Source organism: Roseicella sp. DB1501, assembly GCF_013112485.1.
Classification (GTDB): domain Bacteria; phylum Pseudomonadota; class Alphaproteobacteria; order Acetobacterales; family Acetobacteraceae; genus Paracraurococcus.
In genome coordinates this window covers 369,644-388,154 of record NZ_JABFHG010000005.1, presented here as the reverse complement: position 1 = coordinate 388,154, position 18,511 = coordinate 369,644, and the positions used below count along the sequence as shown (strand labels likewise).

Annotated in this window: 23 protein-coding genes and 1 pseudogene; 21 read left to right on the top strand and 3 right to left on the bottom strand. The window is 73.0% G+C overall.

All coding sequences use genetic code 11. The features are described from left to right. The first annotated feature begins 176 nt into the window (after positions 1-176). Entirely contained in the window at positions 177-644 is a 468-nt protein-coding gene (gene rpiB / locus HJG45_RS12715) for a ribose 5-phosphate isomerase B (protein WP_171612480.1), read from the top strand. Positions 645-681: 37 nt separating this feature from the next. Continuing rightward, complete coding sequence (glyA, locus tag HJG45_RS12710) at positions 682-1,980, top strand: serine hydroxymethyltransferase (protein WP_171612479.1); 1,299 nt, start codon at positions 682-684, stop codon at positions 1,978-1,980. Positions 1,981-2,308: 328 nt separating this feature from the next. On the opposite strand, the gene HJG45_RS12705 is transcribed toward glyA, so the two are convergent. Next, entirely contained in the window at positions 2,309-2,707 is a 399-nt protein-coding gene (locus tag HJG45_RS12705; protein ID WP_171612478.1) for a GNAT family N-acetyltransferase, read from the bottom strand. A gap of 76 nt (positions 2,708-2,783) precedes the next feature. On the opposite strand from HJG45_RS12705, the gene nrdR reads away from it, so the two are divergent. From nrdR to thiL, 8 genes are all read left to right on the top strand, one after another. Continuing rightward, the gene (gene nrdR / locus HJG45_RS12700; RefSeq protein WP_171612477.1) at positions 2,784-3,236 is read left to right on the top strand and encodes a transcriptional regulator NrdR; all 453 of its coding nucleotides are present in this window, start codon (positions 2,784-2,786) and stop codon (positions 3,234-3,236) included. Between the two features lie 74 nt (positions 3,237-3,310). After that, positions 3,311-4,297: a tripartite tricarboxylate transporter substrate binding protein gene (locus tag HJG45_RS12695; RefSeq protein WP_171612476.1), complete on the top strand. Its 987-nt coding sequence runs from the start codon at positions 3,311-3,313 to the stop codon at positions 4,295-4,297. A gap of 280 nt (positions 4,298-4,577) precedes the next feature. Beyond that, positions 4,578-5,711: a bifunctional diaminohydroxyphosphoribosylaminopyrimidine deaminase/5-amino-6-(5-phosphoribosylamino)uracil reductase RibD gene (gene ribD, locus HJG45_RS12690; protein ID WP_171612475.1), complete on the top strand. Its 1,134-nt coding sequence runs from the start codon at positions 4,578-4,580 to the stop codon at positions 5,709-5,711. Beyond that, positions 5,693-6,355, top strand: a complete 663-nt coding sequence (locus HJG45_RS12685) for a riboflavin synthase (protein WP_171612474.1) — start codon at positions 5,693-5,695, stop codon at positions 6,353-6,355. The genes ribD and HJG45_RS12685 overlap by 19 nt, the downstream gene beginning before the upstream one ends. Further along, on the top strand, positions 6,352-7,491 hold the full coding sequence (gene ribB / locus HJG45_RS12680) for a 3,4-dihydroxy-2-butanone-4-phosphate synthase (protein WP_171612473.1): 1,140 nt from the start codon (positions 6,352-6,354) through the stop codon (positions 7,489-7,491). The genes HJG45_RS12685 and ribB overlap by 4 nt, the downstream gene beginning before the upstream one ends. Further along, positions 7,488-7,970: a 6,7-dimethyl-8-ribityllumazine synthase gene (ribH, locus tag HJG45_RS12675; RefSeq protein ID WP_171612472.1), complete on the top strand. Its 483-nt coding sequence runs from the start codon at positions 7,488-7,490 to the stop codon at positions 7,968-7,970. The genes ribB and ribH overlap by 4 nt, the downstream gene beginning before the upstream one ends. After that, the gene (nusB, locus tag HJG45_RS12670) at positions 7,970-8,623 is read left to right on the top strand and encodes a transcription antitermination factor NusB (protein ID WP_171612471.1); all 654 of its coding nucleotides are present in this window, start codon (positions 7,970-7,972) and stop codon (positions 8,621-8,623) included. Before ribH ends, nusB begins: the two co-directional genes overlap by 1 nt. Next, a complete protein-coding gene (thiL, locus tag HJG45_RS12665) occupies positions 8,616-9,593 on the top strand; it encodes a thiamine-phosphate kinase (protein ID WP_368040575.1) in 978 nt (325 codons plus the stop codon). Before nusB ends, thiL begins: the two co-directional genes overlap by 8 nt. A 75-nt stretch (positions 9,594-9,668) precedes the next feature. On the opposite strand, the gene HJG45_RS12660 is transcribed toward thiL, so the two are convergent. After that, positions 9,669-10,220, bottom strand: a complete 552-nt coding sequence (locus tag HJG45_RS12660) for an outer membrane protein assembly factor BamE (RefSeq protein ID WP_254452469.1) — start codon at positions 10,218-10,220, stop codon at positions 9,669-9,671. A 75-nt stretch (positions 10,221-10,295) separates the two neighbouring features. Between HJG45_RS12660 and HJG45_RS12655 the strand changes: the two genes are divergently transcribed. From HJG45_RS12655 to HJG45_RS28745, 10 genes and pseudogenes are all read left to right on the top strand, one after another. Further along, complete coding sequence (locus HJG45_RS12655) at positions 10,296-10,853, top strand: ubiquinol-cytochrome C chaperone family protein (RefSeq protein WP_171612469.1); 558 nt, start codon at positions 10,296-10,298, stop codon at positions 10,851-10,853. Next, positions 10,843-11,379, top strand: coding sequence for a DUF177 domain-containing protein (locus HJG45_RS12650; protein WP_171612468.1), 537 nt, complete (start codon positions 10,843-10,845; stop codon positions 11,377-11,379). Before HJG45_RS12655 ends, HJG45_RS12650 begins: the two co-directional genes overlap by 11 nt. Before the next feature lie 141 nt (positions 11,380-11,520). After that, positions 11,521-11,721: a 50S ribosomal protein L32 gene (gene rpmF / locus HJG45_RS12645; RefSeq protein WP_171612467.1), complete on the top strand. Its 201-nt coding sequence runs from the start codon at positions 11,521-11,523 to the stop codon at positions 11,719-11,721. A gap of 34 nt (positions 11,722-11,755) precedes the next feature. Then, complete coding sequence (plsX, locus tag HJG45_RS12640; protein WP_368040574.1) at positions 11,756-12,805, top strand: phosphate acyltransferase PlsX; 1,050 nt, start codon at positions 11,756-11,758, stop codon at positions 12,803-12,805. 14 nt (positions 12,806-12,819) lie between these two features. Continuing rightward, a complete protein-coding gene (locus tag HJG45_RS12635) occupies positions 12,820-13,800 on the top strand; it encodes a beta-ketoacyl-ACP synthase III (protein ID WP_171612466.1) in 981 nt (326 codons plus the stop codon). A 156-nt stretch (positions 13,801-13,956) separates the two neighbouring features. Continuing rightward, entirely contained in the window at positions 13,957-14,271 is a 315-nt protein-coding gene (locus tag HJG45_RS12630; protein ID WP_171612465.1) for an integration host factor subunit alpha, read from the top strand. Between the two features lie 43 nt (positions 14,272-14,314). Beyond that, positions 14,315-14,713 carry a MerR family transcriptional regulator gene (locus HJG45_RS12625; RefSeq protein ID WP_171612464.1) on the top strand — a complete coding sequence of 133 codons (399 nt, stop codon included), beginning with the start codon at positions 14,315-14,317 and terminating at the stop codon, positions 14,711-14,713. 204 nt (positions 14,714-14,917) lie between these two features. Continuing rightward, positions 14,918-15,529: a GTP cyclohydrolase I FolE gene (gene folE, locus HJG45_RS12620; RefSeq protein WP_171612463.1), complete on the top strand. Its 612-nt coding sequence runs from the start codon at positions 14,918-14,920 to the stop codon at positions 15,527-15,529. A gap of 76 nt (positions 15,530-15,605) precedes the next feature. Then, a pseudogene (locus HJG45_RS28750) lies at positions 15,606-15,965 on the top strand (AtzH-like domain-containing protein); the annotation flags it as partial. A gap of 84 nt (positions 15,966-16,049) precedes the next feature. After that, positions 16,050-16,517 (top strand): RidA family protein, encoded by a 468-nt coding sequence (locus HJG45_RS28745; protein WP_171612516.1) that lies wholly within the window; start codon positions 16,050-16,052, stop codon positions 16,515-16,517. Between the two features lie 197 nt (positions 16,518-16,714). Here the strand turns inward: HJG45_RS28745 and HJG45_RS12605 are convergent, their stop codons facing one another. Further along, positions 16,715-17,992: a M20 family metallo-hydrolase gene (locus HJG45_RS12605; RefSeq protein ID WP_171612462.1), complete on the bottom strand. Its 1,278-nt coding sequence runs from the start codon at positions 17,990-17,992 to the stop codon at positions 16,715-16,717. A 143-nt stretch (positions 17,993-18,135) separates the two neighbouring features. On the opposite strand from HJG45_RS12605, the gene uraH reads away from it, so the two are divergent. After that, positions 18,136-18,492, top strand: a complete 357-nt coding sequence (uraH, locus tag HJG45_RS12600; protein ID WP_171612461.1) for a hydroxyisourate hydrolase — start codon at positions 18,136-18,138, stop codon at positions 18,490-18,492. Positions 18,493-18,511: the final 19 nt, after the last annotated feature.

The following is an 18,511-nucleotide window of genomic DNA, read 5'->3' as shown; positions in this document are numbered from 1 at the left end:
GGCCGGCGACCTGGGCGAATGACCGGCGGCTGTCGTCAATCAAGTGGTGTGGCCCCCGCCGCATGGCGGCCCCGCACCGGGCACCCATGGTCATTCCAGCCCGGCGATGCCATTTCCCCTACCATCTCTGGGGGTTCCCCATCGCCCCCACTCCTAGCGCGTGATAGGTCTGCGCCATGACGACTGCCCCCCTCACCATCGCCATCGGCGGCGACCATGCCGGCCTGCCGCTGAAGGCCGTGCTGCAGGAGGCGCTGGCCGAGGCGGGGCATCGCCTGGTCGATTTCGGAACGAATTCCGCCGAGAGCGTCGATTACCCGGATTTCGCGCATCAGGTCGCGGCGGCGGTGGAGGGCGGGCGCGCCGCCTTCGGCGTGCTGGTCTGCGGCACCGGGATCGGCGTGCAGATCGCCGCCAACCGCCATTCCGGCATCCGCGCCGCCGTGCTGCACGACACCACCGAGGCGCGGCTGACCCGGTCGCACAACGATGCCAACATCGCCTGCTTCGGCGCCCGGACCACCGGGGCCGAGGTGGCCCTCGACGCGCTGCGCGCCTTCCTCGGCACGGCATTCGAGGGCGGCCGGCATGCCCGCCGCCTCGCCAAGATCGAGCTGCCGGCCGCCCGGGCCGACCTTTCCTGATCCGACCTTTCCTGACCAGCCATATGCGGGCCGACCGATGAACGAGACCACCGCCTACCGCATCCCCGAGCGCTTCTTCGCCGCCCGCCTGGCCGAGGCCGATCCCGAGCTCGCCGCCGCCATCGGCAAGGAGCTCGGCCGGCAGCAGGACGGCATCGAGCTGATCGCCTCGGAGAACATCGTCTCCCGCGCGGTGCTGGAGGCGCAGGGCTCGGTCCTGACCAACAAGTACGCCGAGGGCTATCCCGGCCGGCGCTACTATGGCGGCTGCGAGTACGTGGATGTCGCCGAGACCCTGGCGATCGAGCGGGCGACGAAGCTCTTCGGCTGCGGCTTCGCCAATGTGCAGCCGCATAGCGGCGCCCAGGCCAACCAGGCGGTCTTCCTGGCGCTACTCCAGCCGGGCGACGCCTTCATGGGCCTCGACCTCGCCGCCGGCGGCCATCTGACGCATGGCGCGCCGGCCAACCTCTCCGGCAAGTGGTTCCGCCCCGTGCCCTATACGGTGCGCCGCGAGGACCAGCGGATCGACATGGCCGAGGTCCGGCGCATCGCGCTTGAGAACCGGCCGAAGCTGATCATCGCCGGCGGCTCCGCCTATGCCCGGCATTGGGATTTCGCCGGCTTCCGCGCCATCGCCGACGAGGTGGGCGCCCTCTTCATGGTCGACATGGCGCATTTCGCCGGCCTCGTCGCCGGCGGCGCGCATCCCTCGCCCTTCCCGCATGCGCATGTCGCCACCACCACCACGCACAAGACGCTGCGCGGGCCACGCGGCGGCATGATCCTCACCAACGATGAGGCGCTGGCGAAGAAGTTCAACAGCGCGGTCTTCCCCGGCCTGCAGGGCGGGCCGCTGATGCATGTGATCGCCGCCAAGGCGGTGGCCTTCGGCGAGGCGCTGAAGCCGGAATTCCGTGCCTATGCCCGGGCCGTGGTCGCCAATGCCGTGGCGCTGGCGGCCGAGCTGCAGGCGCAGGGGCTCGACCTCGTCACCGGCGGCACCGACAACCACCTGCTGCTGGTCGATCTGCGGCCGAAGCGCCTCACCGGCAAGGCCTCGGAGGCGGCGCTGAACCGCGCCCACCTGACCTGCAACAAGAACGCCATCCCCTTCGACCCGGAGAAGCCGATGGTCACCTCCGGCGTGCGGCTCGGCACCCCGGCCGGCACGACGCGGGGCTTCGGCGAGGCGGAGTTCCGCGAGGTGGGGCGGCTGATCGGCGAGGTGCTGGACGGCCTGGCCCGCGCCAATGACGCGGCGGCGAATTCGGCGGTGGAGGAGAGCGTGAAGGCCCGCGTCCTCGCGCTGTGCCAGCGCTTCCCCATCTACTGACCCAGTGATGCCGGTATGCATTGATGGTGCCGCATCAATGCCCCGACGCGCTGGCCATGCCCCTGGGAGCCTGGCTTCGCGCCAATGGGCGCGGCGCCCGTCCGGGCGCTCGGCCGGCTACGGGTCAGGCGTCTTGCAGGCCGGCAGGGCCTTGGCCATCGGGTAGCCGACGGCCCCCATCTGGCGCCGCGGCGGGCCGGCCTCGGCATAGCCGCGCGCCAGGTAGAAGCGGCGGGCGGTCGTCGTGCTCTCCAGCCGGCAACGGGCGAGGCCGCGGGCCCCCGCCCAGGCTTCCTGCGCCGCTAGAGCGGGATCGCTTGAGGTGGACTCACCGAAAAGCGTGAATCACGCGATCAAACAACGGCCTAGACCATGATCCGCGACCCTGTGTGAGCGGATCATGGTCTAGCAGCGCGGTGCTGACGCCGCGGAAGCGCGCCTCCGGCGCCACGTAGTTCAGCCCGATCCGGCCATCGCCGCCGATCGAGCCGACGCCGCAGACCATGCCGTCGACCTCCGCGACCAGGACGCAACCCTCCGGCGCGGCGATCCAGCCCGCCACCTGCGCCGGCGTCTTGTTGCCGAGCCAGGCGGCCAGCACGGCCGGGTCGTCCCCATGATCCGCCCGGCAGAGATGCTGGATGGAGCGGCGCAGCACCGCGCTGGCGGCGGCCGCATCCGTCGGCCGCGCCGGCCGCACCGTGATGGCCTCGCCCGCGATCCGCATGCCCAAACCCTGGCGCTCCTTGAAGCGGACTGCCACTGTATCTGGTGCCAAGCGGGCGATGAAAGGATCCCCTGACATGCGCTGCCCCTTTTGCGGGAGCGAGGACACCCAGGTGAAGGACAGCCGGCCGGCCGAGGACAATGCCGCCATCCGCCGGCGCCGCTCCTGTCCCGCCTGCGGCAGCCGCTTCACCACCTTCGAGCGGGTCCAGCTGCGCGAGATCACCGTCCTCAAGACGGATGGGCGGCGCGTGCCCTTCGACCGGGAGAAGCTCGCCCGCTCGATCCGCGTCGCCCTGCGCAAGCGGCCGGTGGACGAGGACCGCATCGAGCGCATCGTCAACAGCATCCAGCGCAAGCTGGAGACAGAGGCGGAATCCGAGGTCACCTCCCGCCAGATCGGCGAGATCGTCATGGAATCGCTGAAGGAGGTGGACCAGGTCGCCTATGTCCGCTTCGCCAGCGTCTACCGCAATTTCGGCGAGGCGAAGGATTTCCGCGAATTCCTCGGCAAAATGGACGCCGGCTGACCGGGCGCGCTCGCGGCGGCTGGACCTCGCCCGCCGCCTCTGATGTGCTCCCCGGAAAGGGGAGGAACCACGCCATGCTGCCGCTCCGTCGGCGCGCCCTGCTCGGCACGCTGCTCGCCAGCCCCGCCCTCGCCGCCGGGCCGGAGGCCGCCCGGGACTGGCCGAGCCGCCCGGTCCGCCTCATCGTCGGCTATCCCGCCGGCGCCTCCACCGATCTCTGCGCCCGCATCCTCGCCGAGGACATGCGCCGCCGCCTGCCGCAGCCGGTGATCGTCGAGAACCGGCCCGGCGCCAATGGCTCGCTCGGCGCGGCTTTCGTCGCCGAGGCCGAGCCGGACGGCCATACGCTGCTGGTCAGCAACACCAGCACCATGACCGCGAACCACCTGCTCTACCGCGACATCCGCTACGACCCGCTGCGCGACCTGCTGCCGGTCTCGACCATCACGCTGAGCCCCTTCATCCTCTCGGTCAGCGGCAAGAGCCGGCAGCGGGCGCGGATGCGGAGCCTCGCCGCCATCGTCGAGCTCGCGCGCAGCCGGCCGGAGGGGCTCACCTACGGCTCGGGCGGCATCGGCAATCTGCAGCACCTCAACATGGAGCTGCTGGCCCGCAAGGCCGGCATCCGGCTGCTGCACGTGCCCTTCCGCGGCGCCGCGCCGGCGGAGAACGCGCTGGTCGCCGGCGATGTCGACCTGCTGCTGGAGACGCCCTCGGCGGTGCCGCTCATCCGCGACCGGGCGATCGACGCCGTCGCCGTCACCGGCGCGACGCGCTGGCGTGACCTGCCCGAGGTGCCGACCCTGGCCGAGGCGGGCCTGCCCGGCCTGGTGCTCACCTTCTGGAACGGGCTGGTGGCGCCTGCCGGCCTGCCGCCGCCGATCCGCGACCGGCTGGTCGGCCTGATGCAGGCGGCGAGCGAGGCGCCGGAGACGCGCCGGCTGCTGCTCAGCCAGGGCGAGGTGATGGTGCTGCCGCCCGAGGCCTTCCGTGAGCGCGTCGCCGCCGACATCGCCCGCAACGCCGCGCTGATCCGCGAGGCCGGCATCGAGATGCCTTGAGACTGGCGGCCGTTGCTGGCGACCCGTCGACGGCCTCCTCAATCGCCGGGCGGGTTGCTCCGCGACCCTTGGCCACGCGGCACAAGCCGCGGCGCCCATTCGGGCGCTCGGCATGAATGAAGCATTCATGGCGCTGGTCGGAGAGACCGGCATCCAGGCGCCGTAGGGCAGCCCCGCGCCGGACCCCTCTTTTCCGCGTCCCGACGCCGCGCCACCTTGCGCGCATGACAGCCTCCCTTGCCCGGGCGGGCGGGCGCCCGTGCCGGGTGCCGGCCCGCCGATGACCGACCGCGAGACCGATCGCGACCACATGGCCGCCGCGCTGGCCATCGCCCGGCGCGGCCTCGGCAATACCTGGCCGAATCCGGCGGTCGGCTGCGTGCTGGTCAAGGATGGCCATGTGGTCGGCCGCGGCTGGACCCAGCCGGGCGGGCGGCCGCATGCCGAGGCGGTGGCGCTGGCCCGCGCCGGCGCGGCGGCGCGGGGCGCGACCGCCTATGTCACGCTCGAGCCCTGCTCGCATTGGGGCCGCACCCCGCCCTGCTGCGACGCCCTCATCCAGGCCGGCATCCGCCGCGTGGTGGTGGCGACCGGCGACCCGGACCCGCGGGTGGACGGGCGCGGCCTGCAGCGGCTGCGCGAGGCCGGGGTGATCGTCGAGCTGGGCCTCGGCGGGCCGGCGGCACGCGCCATCAATGCCGGCTTCGCCCGGCGCATCACCCGGGGATTGCCGCTCGTCACCCTGAAACTGGCGACGACGCTCGACGGCCGCATCGCCACGGCCGGCGGCGAGAGCCGCTGGATCACCGGCCCCGAGGCGCGGCGCGAGGCGCATGCGCTGCGCGCCCGGCACGACGCCATCCTGGTCGGCAGCGGCACGGTGCTGGCGGACGATCCGGAGCTGACGCCGCGCCTGCCCGGCACGGCGCGGGTGCCGCTCGCCCGGGTGGTGGCCGACAGCCGGCTGCGCACCCCGCTCGACAGCCGGCTGGTGCGGACGGCGGCGCAGGTGCCGACCTGGATCGCCACCCGCACTGGCCAACGCCCCGGGGTGCTCGCCCCCTATCTCGAGGCCGGGGTGCAGATCCTGCCGGTGCCGCGGGCGCGGCCTGGGCTCGACCTCGCCGCCCTGCTCGGGGCGCTGGCGCAGCGCGGCGTCACCCGGGTGATGGCCGAGGGCGGCGCCGGCCTGGCCGCGGCCCTGCTGCGCGGCGGCCTGGTCGACCGCATCGCCTGGTTCCACGCGCCGGGCATCATGGGCGGGGACGGGCTGCCGGCGGTGCAGCCCTTGCCGCTGGCCGCGCTTTCCGCCATGCCCAGATACCGCCGTGTCGCCAGCCGGGCGGTAGGGGCCGACTGGTTCACGGAGCTGGTCCGCGAGGAGAGCGAGGAAGCATGTTCACCGGGATCGTGACCGACCTCGGCACGGTGCGGGAGGTCCAGCCGATCGGCGGGGGCAACGACATGCGCCTCGTCATCGGCACCTCGCCGGCCTTCCTGGCGCAGCCGGCGCCGGCCGCCATCGGCGCCTCCATCTGCTGCTCGGGCGTCTGCCTGACCGCGGTGCAGCTCGGCGGCGACTGGTTTGCCGCCGACGCCTCGGCCGAGACGCTGTCGAAGACCACGCTGGGCGGGCTGCGGGCGGGCAGCCGGATCAATCTCGAGCGGAGCCTGCGGCTCGGCGACGAGCTGGGCGGGCATCTCGTCTCCGGCCATGTCGACGGCGTCGCCGAGGTGCTCTCGGCCGATCCGGAGAACGCCTCGGTGCGCTGGCGCTTCCGCCTGCCGCCGGGCCTCGCCCGCTTCGTCGCCGAGAAGGGGTCGGTCGCCATCGACGGCGTCTCGCTGACGGTCAATGCAGTTGACGGCGACGTGTTCGGCGTCAACATCATCCCGCACACCGCCGCCGTGACGACCTTCGGGACGCTGCAGCCGGGCGGCCGGGTCAATATCGAGATCGACACCCTGGCGCGCTACGTCGCCCGGCTGGTGTCGGCACATCAGGGCGCGCCCGGGACCGTCATGCCTGGGGCCGCCCTTCCGGGGATCCGCGCATGACTGCCGCCGCCGCGCCGCACCGCGTCAATTTCGCCGAGTTCATCAGCCCGACCGAGGAGCTGATCGAGGAGGCGCGCCGCGGCCGGATGTTCATCCTGGTCGATGACGAGGACCGCGAGAACGAGGGCGATCTCGTCATCCCGGCGCAATTCGCGACCCCCGACGCCATCAACTTCATGGCCAAGCACGCCCGCGGCCTGATCTGCCTGGCGATGACGCGGCACCGGGTGGAGCAGCTCGGCCTGCCGCTCATGGCCGCCGCCAACGGCACCCGGCACAGCACCGCCTTCACCGTCTCGATCGAGGCGAAGGAGGGCGTCACCACCGGCATCTCGGCCGCCGACCGGGCGCATACCGTCGCCACCGCCATCAACCCCGAGCTCGGCCGCGAGCACATCGTCACCCCCGGCCATGTCTTCCCGCTGCTGGCGCGCGACGGCGGCACGCTGGTCCGCGCCGGCCATACCGAGGCCTCGGTCGACATCGCCCGGCTCGCCGGCCTCAACCCCTCGGGCGTGATCTGCGAGATCATGAACGAGGACGGCACCATGGCGCGGATGCCGGACCTCGTCGCCTTCGCCCAGCATCACGGGCTGAAGCTCGGCACCATCGCCGACCTCATCGCGCACCGGCGCCGCACCGAGCGGCTGGTGCGGCGGGTGACCGAGGGGCAGATCGAGCACCAGGTCGGCGGCGACTGGCGCCTCGTCGTCTTCACCAACACGCTCGAATACGGCGAGCACCTGGCGCTGGTGAAGGGCGACGTCGCCGCCCCTGGCCCGGTGCATGTGCGCATGCACGCCGCCAACCTGCTGCACGACATCGTCGCCGGCATCGGCACCGCCGACCTGCACGACGCCATGCGCATAATCGACGCGGCGGGGCGCGGCGTCGTCGTCATCATCCGCGACTGGCGCCCCAACAACATGAGCGAGCAGATTCGGCTCAGCAAGAACCGCCGGGTGACGCCGCCCGAGATCCGCGACTATGGCATCGGCGCCCAGATTCTGACGGATCTCGGCGTCAGGGACATGGTGCGGCTGTCCAACAACCCCCGGCCCATCGTCGGCCTCGAGGGGTATGGGCTGCGGGTGGTGGAGACCCGGCCGCTGACCCGCAGGAAGGACACCGAATGAGCACCATCGACGCGCCGCAGCGCGTGGCGCAGCCCTTGCCGGGGCCGGCGCCGCGGCTGCTGGTGATCCAGGCGCCCTATTACGAGCAGGTGGTCGGCGGCATGCGCCGCGGCGCCGAGCGCGTCTTCGACGAGGCCGGCGCGACGCATGAGGTGGTCGATGTCGCCGGCGGCTACGAGCTGCCGGCGGCGCTGCGCATGGCCCTGTCGCAGACCGGCGCGGGGTATGACGGCTACCTGCTGCTCGGCTGCGTGGTGCGCGGCGAGACCGACCACTACACCTTCATCTGCGACGCCATCTGCCACGGCGTGATGCAGATCGCGGCGGAGACGGGGGCGGCGATCGGCTTCGGCCTGCTCACCGTCGATACCCTGCCGCAGGCCGTGGCGCGCGCCGGCGACGATCGCCACAACAAGGGGGCCGAGGCGGCGCATGCGCTGCTCGGCCAGGTGGCGCTGCGCCGCCGCTGGAGCCTCTGATGCCGGGACCGAAGTCGGCGACCGGCGAGCTCGACCGGCTGCGCGCCGAATTCGAGGCCGAGCAGGCCGCGGCGCCGGCGGAGAACGCGCCGCCCGCCGCGGCGCCAGCGGCCGGCGGCGCGGGCCGAGGCAAGGGTGCCGCGCCGAAGGCCGCCGCCCGGGGCCGCGGCCGGCCGCGCACCGGCGCCCGCCTCGCCGCGGTGCAGGCGCTGTTCCAGAGCGAGCAGACCGGCGAGCCGGCCGAGGCCGTGATCAGCCAGTTCCGCCGGCACCGCCTTGGCACCCAGCCCGGCGAGGGCGGCTTCGAGGAGGGGCGGGTGCCGGATGCCGACGCGCCGCTCTTCGCCGAGATCGTCATGCGCGTCGCCCGCGATCCCGAGGCGCTGGACCAGGAGCTGGCCCGCCACCTCGCGCGCGACTGGCCGCTGGCCCGGCTCGACCCGGTGCTGCGGGCGCTGCTGCGCGCCGCCTGCGGCGAGCTGCGCGGCACCAGCGAGCCGCCGGCGCGGGTGGTGATCAACGAGTATCTCGACGTCGCGCACGGCTTCTTCGGCGCCGAGGAGGCGCGCTTCGCCAATGGCGTGCTGGACGCCATGGCTCGCTCGCTGCGGGCCGAGGAGTTCGCCGGTCAGCCGCGCCGCCGCGGTGGCTGAGGCGCCGCTGCCGGGCGAGTTCGCGCTCATCGGCCGGCATTTCCGCCGCCTCGCCGGGCCCGGTGCGCTCGACCTGCAGGACGATGCCGCGGTGCTGGCGCCGCCCGCCGGGCGGGAGCTGGTGCTGGCCGCCGATGCCATGGTGGCGGGCGTGCATTTCCTGCCCGACGACCCGCCGGAGGAGGTCGGCCGCAAGCTGCTGCGGGTGAACCTCTCCGACCTCGCCGCCATGGGGGCGGCGCCGCTCGGCTACCTGATGACCACCGCCCTGCCGAAGGACCTGCCGCCGGACTGGCTCGGCCGCTTCGTCGACGGGCTGGCGGTGGACCAGGCGGAATACGGCCTGGCCGTGCTCGGCGGCGACACGGTCTCGACGCCGGGGCCGGCGGCGCTCTCGCTCACTATCCTCGGCCATGTCGCGCCCGGCGCGGCGCTGCGGCGGGCCGGGGCGCGACCGGGCGACGAACTCTGGGTCTCCGGGACCATCGGCGACGGCGCGCTCGGGCTGCGGGTGCTGCAGGGGCGGCTCGCCGGCGATGCGGCGGGGCATCTTGCCCGCCGCTACCGGCTGCCGCAGCCGCGGCTGGCGCTGGGGCAGGGGCTGGCCGGGCTGGCGCGGGCGGCGATGGATGTCTCGGACGGGCTGGTCCAGGATTGCGGCCATCTCTGCCGCGCCGGCGGCTGCGGCGCTGGGATCGAGGCGGCGGCGCTGCCGCTCTCGCCGGCGGCGCGGGCGGCGCTCGCGGCCGATCCGGGGCTGCTCGCCACCCTGCTCGGCGGCGGCGACGATTACGAGCTGCTCTTCGCCGCGCCGCCCGGGGCCGAGGCCGAGATCCGGGCCCGCGCCGCCGCGGCCGGCACGCCGGTCACCCGCATCGGGCGCTTCACCGCCGGCCCGGCCCGGGTCCGCGTGCTGGACGCCGCCGGCGCCGAGCTGGCACTGCCCCAGGCCGGCTGGAGCCATTTCTGAAAAAGGACCTGGCGCCTCTCTCCTCAGGAGCGACTCCCGGAGCCCCGCGGCGGCGCGCGGCGACGTCGTGGGGAACTACCGGAGCGTCCCCGGCCCCGGTGTCTGCTGCGCGCTGTTCGGCAGGGTGCCCGCGCCCGGCCCGAAGCTGCCGATATTCCCGAACAGCGCCTGCAGCAGGGTGCGGTCATTGCCGGGGACGGGCGTCTCGCGCGAGACCATCTCGACCCGCCGGCCCTGATCCTCGCCGATCCGCTTCACCTCCTGCACCACGTTCTGGTTGTCGAAGGTGATGGCGACCGTCTCCTGGTCCGACACCGCCAGGGCGCGGCCGGGGCGCTGCCGGGTCTTGCTGCTGATGTAGTACCAGATGTTGTCGCTGAAGGTGCCGGTCTGGGTCGGCGAGCCGAGCAGCGCCTGCACGTCCTGCTTGGTCTGCACGCCCGGCACGATCTCGCTCAACTGGTCCTGCGGCACGCGGTGGCCGCGCTGGACGATCGGCGCTTCGAAGAAGCTGCAGCCGGCCATCGGCAGGGGCAGGGCGGCGAGCAGGGCGAGGGCCATGGCGCGGCCGGGCAGGCGGGACCTGCGGCGCGGCAGCGCGTTGACCGGGCGGGAATGGCGATCCATGTCTGCGGCCGAATGCCACCTCGCCGCGCCAGGGTCAACCGGATCGCGGCCCGCAGCCTGAAGGACCCCGCCGCGATGGGCCTCTCCGCCCTGTTCCGCCGCAAGCCACATGAACGGGCAGGCTTCGAACTCTATGGCGCCGCCGTGGCGGCGGCGCGCACCCCCTTCTTCTTCGACCGGCTCGGCGTGCCGGATTCCCTCGACGGCCGCTTCGACCTGGTCGGGCTGCATGCGGCGTTGCTGATCCACCGGCTGAGGCGGGACCCGGATGTGCGCGGCGCGGCGCTGGCCCAGGCGGTGTTCGACGCCATGTTCGCGGATATGGACCTCAACCTGCGGGAGATGGGAGTCGGGGACCTCTCCGTCGGCAAGCGAGTCCGGCGCATGTGGGAGGCCTTCCACGGCCGGGCCCAGGCCTATGAGGCGGCACTGGACGCGGCCGATGCCGAGGCCCTCGCCGCGGCGCTGCAGCGCAATGTGTGGCGCGGGGAGGGTGAGGTGCCGGAGGCGGCGCGGCGCCTGGCCGCGCATGCCGCCGAGACGGCCGGGGCGCTGGCGGCGCAGCCCCTGGCGCCGCTGCTCCGCGGCGAGGTCCGCTTCCCCGCGCCGCGGGAGGCCGCCGATGCCGCCTGATGCGACAGGGCCGGGCCAGGCCGGGCCAGGCGGGGCCGAGTTCTCCCGCCCGCTGCCGCTCGGCCTGGTCGGCCCCGAGGGCCGGAGCGAGACGCTGACCGCCAGCCCGGCCGAGCGCCAGGCGCTGGCGCGGCGCTTCGGCATCCTCGGCATCGACGCGCTGGAGGTGCGCTTCCGGCTGGAGCCCGAGGCGGACGGGGCGATTCGCGCCGCCGGCCATCTCGAGGCGTCGCTGGTGCAGGAATGCGTGGTGACGCTCGAGCCGGTGCCGCAGCGCGTGGTCGACGAGTTCGTCCTGCGGCTGCTGCCCGCCGGCCGCGCCGCCGCGTACGGGCCGGAGGATCTCGACGAGATCGAGACCGAGCAGGACGTGGCGGATCTCGGCGAGGTGGCGGCGGAGCAGCTCGCCCTGGCGATCGACCCGTATCCGCGGGCGCCGGGCGCCGAGCTGCCGGCCGAGTTGCAATCGGAGGCCGAGGGCGCCTTCGCGGCCCTCGCCGCCCTGCGCCGGCGCCAAACGCAGTGACCACCGCACGGAACCCCGCCTGGCGGCAACTGTTCCGGTTGGTCGAGGCCGGGCGCGAAGCTTGCGTCAGGGGGGGCAGGGTGCTACAGCCGCGCGCTCCCGCAGAATCCTGCTGTACGTGTTGAAGAAAGGCTCGGCGCCATGGCCGTTCCGAAGAAGAAGGTTTCGCCCTCCCGCCGCGGCATGCGTCGGAGTCACGAGGCGCTATCTACCCAGGCGCGGCATGAATGCGCGAATTGCGGCGAGCTGAAGCGCCCGCACCATGTCTGCGGCTCCTGCGGCCATTACGATGGCCGTGAGGTCATCGCCGCCGACGCCGTGAAGGGCGTGGTCCGCACCTGAGCCGCCGCGACCGGCCGGCAAGGAAACGCAGATCGTGTCGAAGCCCTTCTCCCTGGCCATCGACGCCATGGGAGGTGACAACGCACCCGACATCGTGCTGGACGGGCTGGAGCTCGCCGCCGAGCGGCATCCCGAGGCCCGGTTCCTCCTGGTCGGGGACGAGACCCGCATCGGCAGCATGCTGGCGCGCCGTCCGAAGGCGGCGAAGCTCTGCATGCTGCGCCATGCCCCGGACATGATCTCCGCGGAGATGAAGCCGACCGCGGCGCTGCGCCAGGGGCGCCAGAGCTCCATGCGCGTCGCCATCGACAGCGTCGCCGCCGGCGAGGCGGCCGGCGTCGTCTCGGCCGGCAATACCGGCGCGCTGATGGCGCTGGCGAAGATCGTCATCAAGACCCTGCCGGAGATCGACCGGCCGGCGCTCGCCGCCATCATGCCCTCGGCGCGCGGCGACGTGGTGATGCTCGATCTCGGCGCCAACGTGCAGTGCGACACGCGCAACCTGGTCGAGTTCGCGGTGATGGGCGAGACCTTCGCGCGCGCCGTGCTCGGCCTCTCGGCGCCGAGCTACGGGCTGCTGAATGTCGGCTCCGAGGAATTGAAGGGCGACGAGCGGGTGCGCGCGGCGGCCGATGTGCTGAAGGAGAGCCACATCGGCCCGACCTTCCACGGCTTCGTCGAGGGGCACGACATCACCGCCGGCACGGTCGATGTGATCGTGACCGATGGCTTCACCGGCAACATCGCGCTGAAGACCGGCGAGGGCGCGCTTAAGCTGATGCGCGACCTGCTGCGGCAGGTTTTCACCAGCAGCGTCCCGGCCAGGCTGGGTTACCTCCTGGCCCGGCCCGCGCTCGATCGCCTGCGCGAGTGGATGGATCCGCGCCGCTACAACGGCGCCATCCTGCTCGGCCTCAACGGCGTGGTGGTGAAGAGCCATGGCGGCACCGACGCGCTCGGCTTCGCGCATGCGGTCGATGTCGCGATGGACATGGTGACGCACCACTTCAACGACCGCATCCGGGAGGGACTCTCCCGGCTTTCCATGCCCGCGGCGGAGCCGCTCGCCTCCGCACGGCCTTGAGGATCTGACCTGCCATGGTGACCCGCGCCATCATCGTCGGCTGTGGCGGCTACCTGCCGCAGCGGGTCGTCGCCAATGACGCGCTCGGCGAGGCCTTCGGCATCGAGACCTCGGATGCCTGGATCACCGAGCGCACCGGCATCCGCCAGCGCCATGTCGCGGCGCCGGAGGAGACCGCCTCCTCCATGGGCCTCGCCGCGGCGCGGCAGGCGCTGGAGCGCGCCGGCATCGACGGCACGGCGGTCGATTGCGTCATCGTCGCCACCGCGACGCCGGACAGCGCCTTCCCCGCTACCGCCGTCCGCATCCAGGCGGGACTCGGCTCGCAGCAGGGCTTCGCCTTCGACGTCTCGGCCGCCTGCACCGGCTTCGTCTACGCGCTCGGCCTCGCGGATTCCCTGATCCGCACCGGCCAGGTGCGCTGCGCCGTGGTGGTCGGGACGGAGGTCTTCTCCCGCATCCTCGACTGGACCGATCGCGGCACCTGCGTGCTCTTCGGCGACGGCGCCGGCGCGGTGGTGCTGGTCGCCGGCGAGGGGCGGGGTGATGCGACCGATCGCGGCATCCTCTCCACCCATCTGCATTCCGATGGCCGCTACGGCGACATCCTGCTGGTCGATGGCGGCCCCGGCTCGAACGGCGAATGCGGCAAGCTGCGCATGGCGGGCAAGGAGGTGTTCCGGCACGCCGTCTCCAAGCTCGCCTCGGTGGTGGACGAGGCGCTGGCGGCGAATGGCCTGGCGCAGTCCGACGTGCGCTGGCTGATCCCGCACCAGGCGAATCTCCGTATCATCGACGCCATGGGCAAGAAGCTCGGCCTGCCGAAGGAGCGGGTGATCGTGACCGTCGACCGGCACGCCAACACCTCGGCCGCCTCCATCCCGCTGGCCTTGGCCGAAGCGGCGGGCAAGGGGCTGATCGAGCGCGGCGACCTCATGGTGCTCGAGGGCATCGGCGGCGGGCTCACCTGGGGCGCCGCCCTGGCGCGCTTCTGAGCCGGCGCCGGCGCCGCCCGGCTCGGGCAGGAGGCGACCGCAACCGCGAAGCCACGCCGCGCCGCCTTCGATGCGCTGGCGGCAAGCTTCGCTTGACCACCGCTGTCGATGCAGGTTTCCTAGGCGGCACAAGGGCTTGCGGGAACCAGTTGTGGCATGAACACGCTCACGCGTGCGAGCCTCGCCGAGGCGATCTACAGCCAGGTCGGATTGTCACGGAACGAATCCGCCGCCCTGCTCGAGGCGGTGCTCGAGCACATGGCCGCGGCGCTCGAGGCTGGGGAGGCGGTGAAGATCTCCGCCTTCGGCACCTTCATGGTGCGCCAGAAGGGCCAGCGGGTCGGCCGCAACCCGAAGACCGGCGTCGAGGTGCCGATCCTGCCGCGGAAGGTGCTCTCCTTCCGGCCATCGCAGGTGCTGAAGGCCCGGATCAACGGCCAGCCGCTGCCGAGCGGGACCGAGGACGCGTGAGGGCGGGCCGGGCAGAGACCATGGGTAACGCCATGGGGGCTGGATGAGCGAGGACCCGACCGAGTCGGGCCGGCTGCGCGCCCGCAAGGCGCCGACCGCCTTCCGCACGATCTCCGAGGTCGCCGACGACCTGCACATCCCGCAGCATGTCCTCCGCTTCTGGGAGACGAAATTCCCCCAGCTCAAGCCGCTGAAGCGCGGCGGCGGGCGGCGCTACTACCGGCCGGAGGACATCGCCCTGCTGCGGCGCGTCTCCGACCTGCTCTACACCCAGGGCTATACGATCAAGGGCGTGCAGCGACTGCTGCGCGAGGGCGGGCTGGCCGAAGGCGAGGCCGAGGCGCCGCAGCCCGAGCTCGAGGCGCCGCCGGGCAGCCTGCGGGCGGTGCTGGAGGAGCTCGAGGAGTTGGCCGAGGAGCTGCACGCCATCGCGGGCCGTTGAGCCGGCCCGCCGCCCCAGGCCGGCCGCGCCCGGATGTTCGGGGCGCGGCAACTGCTCTACAAGCACTGTCCTGCAGGCTGGGGCGCGGCATCCGCGCCCCGGCGCCGCCGGCATCGTCGCGACGCCGCGATCTGCGCGAACACGCAACATGCGTCGCGCGTTGCCCGGGCACCGGGATGCCGCCAGCCAGGAGGAAAGGTGCCGATGTCCGCCAAGCCGATCGCCGACCAGCCCGCGGAGCAGGACCGCCCGAGCCGCAGCGAAGCCGAATCCGCGGTCCGCACCCTGCTGCGCTGGGCCGGCGACGATCCGTCGCGCGAGGGGCTGCTCGACACGCCGGCCCGCGTCGTCCGCTCCTACGAGGAGTTCTTCGCCGGCTACGAGATCGACCCTGTGGCGCTGCTGGAGCGGACCTTCGCCGAGACCGAGGGCTATGACGAGATCGTCCTGCTGAAGGACATCCGGCTCGAGAGCTATTGCGAGCACCACATGGTGCCGATCATCGGCATCGCGCATGTCGCCTATCTCCCGGCCAACCGGGTGGTCGGCATCAGCAAGCTTGCCCGGGTGGTGCATGCCTATGCCAAGCGGCTGCAGATCCAGGAGAAGCTGACGGCGCAGATCGCCAATACGATCGAGGCGGTGCTGCAGCCGCGCGGCGTCGCGGTGATCATCGAGAGCGAGCACCAGTGCATGACCACCCGCGGCGTGCACCAGCACGGCGCCAGCATGGTGACCAGCCGGATGCTCGGCGCCTTCCGCGACGATCCGAACACGCGGCGCGAGCTCATGGCCCTCATCCGCTCGCGCGCCTGACCATCCCCCCCTGGCCTGGCTTGGCCATCCCGGGCCCGGGATGGCATCGTGCCGCATCAGGCAGGGGGCATGAGCGATGCAGATCGACGATCCGGCGGTGCTCGCCGAGGTGCGCGCCGTCTTCGATCGCTATGAGAGCGCGATCGCCGGCAACGACGCCGGCGTGCTCGACGACAGCTTCTGGGCCGATCCGCGCACCGTCCGCTTCGGCACCACCGAGATCCTCTACGGCATCGAGGCGATCCGCGCCTTCCGGGCGAGCGTCGCGCGCTATGCGCCGCGCGCGACCCGGCGCGTCCACATCACCGGCTTCGGGCGGGACTTCGCCTGCACGCATCTGGAATACCAGCGCACCGACAGCGGCCTGATCGGCCGCGAGACCAAGATCATGGCGCGGCTGCCGGGGCTTGGCTGGAAGGTCGTCTCGGCGCATGTCTCGCTCCTCGCCGGCAGCGATCCCGGGCGCGTGGCGCGGGAGCCCGGCCCCGGCGCGGCGAGCCGTAGCGAGAAGGAGCGGAGCATGTCAGGCAGGATCGAGGCGCGGCTCAAGGAGCTCGGCATCACGCTGCCCGCGCCGGCGGCGCCCGTCGCCAACTACATCCCCTTCAACCGCATCGGCAATCTCGTCGTCGTCTCCGGCCAGATCCCGCTGCGCGACGGCAAGATCGCCTATACCGGCAAGCTCGGCGCCGGCGTCTCGGTCGAGCAGGGCCAGGCGGCGGCGCGGCTCTGCTTCATCAACCTCGTGGCGCAGGTGAAGGCCGCCTGCGAGGGCGACCTGGACCGGGTGCGCCGCGTGGTGCGGCTCGGCGGCTTCATCGCCGCGCCGGGCGAGTTCACCCAGCATGCCGTGGTGATGAACGGCGCCTCCGACCTCGCCGTCGAGGTCTTCGGCGAGGCCGGGCGGCATGCCCGCAGCACCATCGGCGTGCCCTCCCTGCCGGGCGATGCGGCGGTGGAGGTCGAGGGGATGTTTGAGATGGATTGATGCCCCTGAACCTCAGCAGGGTCAGGGAGCCCTCAAGCGCCGGGCGCCAACCGCCGGTTCGCTTGGCTTCGCCGCGCCGCACCGTCAGGCTCGCCTCGCAGTGCGACCGGCGGGCCCCGTTCGGGGCCTCGGACCGGTGAGGCGACCGGCCCGTTGGCAAATGGGACGGTACCGCCTGAACAGGCCGGCGTCGCCGCTCAGGCTGCCAGCTCGGCCAGCACCTGCGCCAGCACGCCTGCGCCCTTGGCCAGCTGCGCCGGCGAGGAATACTCCGCCGGGTTGTGGCTGATCCCCTTGCGGCTGGGGACGAAGATCATGCCGCTCGGGCAGAGCGGCACCATGAACTGCGCGTCGTGGAAGGCGCCGGAGGGCATGCGCTTCGCCCTCAGCCCCTGCGCCGCCGCGGCGCGGGCCACCGCCTCCACCACCGCCGGCGCGAACTCCACCGGCAGGGCGTGGAAGCGTTCCGTCACCGCCACGGCGCAATGCCGCACCGCCCCGCGGATCGTCGCCTCGATGGCGTCGCCGCGCCCGGTCAGCACGGCGGCGTCGGGATGGCGGAAGTCGATGGTGAAGCGCACCGTCTCGGCGACGCTGTTCGAGCTGTTCGGCGCCACCTCGATGCGGGCGACGGTGAAGCGCAGCACGTCGCTCGGATCCTCCATCAGCCGGTTCAGGGCGGTGATGGCGCGGACCATGTCCTGCACCGCGTCGCGCCGGGTGGAGAGGGGGGCGGTGCCGGCATGCGCGCTCTCGCCCGTCAGCTCGACCAGGAACCAGCGGCTGCCCTGGATGCCGGTGACGATGCCGATATCGAGCCCCTCCGCCTCCAGCACCGGCCCCTGCTCGATATGCGCCTCGACATAGGCATGCGGGCGCACCCCCTCGACCACGCCGAGGGGGCGGCGCGGGATGTCCGCCTCCAGCGCGAGCTGCTCGCGCAGCGCATCGCCGAAGCGGATGCCCTCGCCATCCGTCACCGCATCCCAGGCATCGGGCGGGCGATGGCCGGCATAGGCCATGCTGCCCATGCAGCCCGGGGCGAAGCGGCCGCCCTCCTCGTTGGTCCAGGCGACGATCTCGATCGGGTGGCGGGTGGCGATCCCGGCCTCGCGCAGCGCCTGCACCGCCTCGAGCGCGGCGATCACGCCCCAGATGCCGTCGAACCGGCCGCCGGCCGGCTGGCTGTCCATATGGCTGCCGCTGACGACCGGCGGCAGGCCAAGCTCCGTCCCTTCATGCCGCAGGAAGAGGTTGCCGAGCGCATCGACCGAGGGTTTGAGGCCGATCGCCTCGCCCCAGCCGATCAGCAGCCGCCGCGCCTCGCGGTCCAGCGGGCAGAGGCAGGGGCGGTTCACGCCCGGGGCGCCATCCGCCCCGGCGATGGCGCCGAGCCGCGCCATGGCCATCAGCCGGTCCCATTGCCGCCGCTCGCTCACCGCCGCCACGGCATTCGGCGCCACCGTCCCGCTCATCCCCGCCTCGTCCTGCTCGCCCCTCCCGCTACAGCGCGGCGGCCGCGTTGGCGTCAAGCGGCCTTGGCGCGGCGCGGGCGGCCCGCGCATCATCGCCGGCGCCCGGGCCGCGGATGGCACGGGGAAGCCCCGGGAGCGGCGCCATGGCGCATGACAGCTATCTCAGCACCCATATCCTCGACACCGCCCGCGGCCGCCCCGGCGCCGGCGTGACGGTGGAGCTCTGGCGGCTCGATCCGGAGCCGGCGCATCTCGTCACCACCACCACGGACCGGGACGGCCGCGCCGCCGAGCCGCTGCTGCCGGAGGCGGGCTTCGTCCCCGGCCGCTACGAGCTGCGCTTCCATATCGGCGCCTATTTCGCGGCGGCCGGGCTGGCGGCCGACCCGCCCTATCTCGACGTGGTGCCGGTGCGGGTGACGCTCGCGGCAGGGCAGGGGCACTACCACGTGCCGCTGCTCTGCGCCCCCTGGAGCTACACTACCTATCGCGGCTCCTGAGCCGGCCGCGCCGGCAACC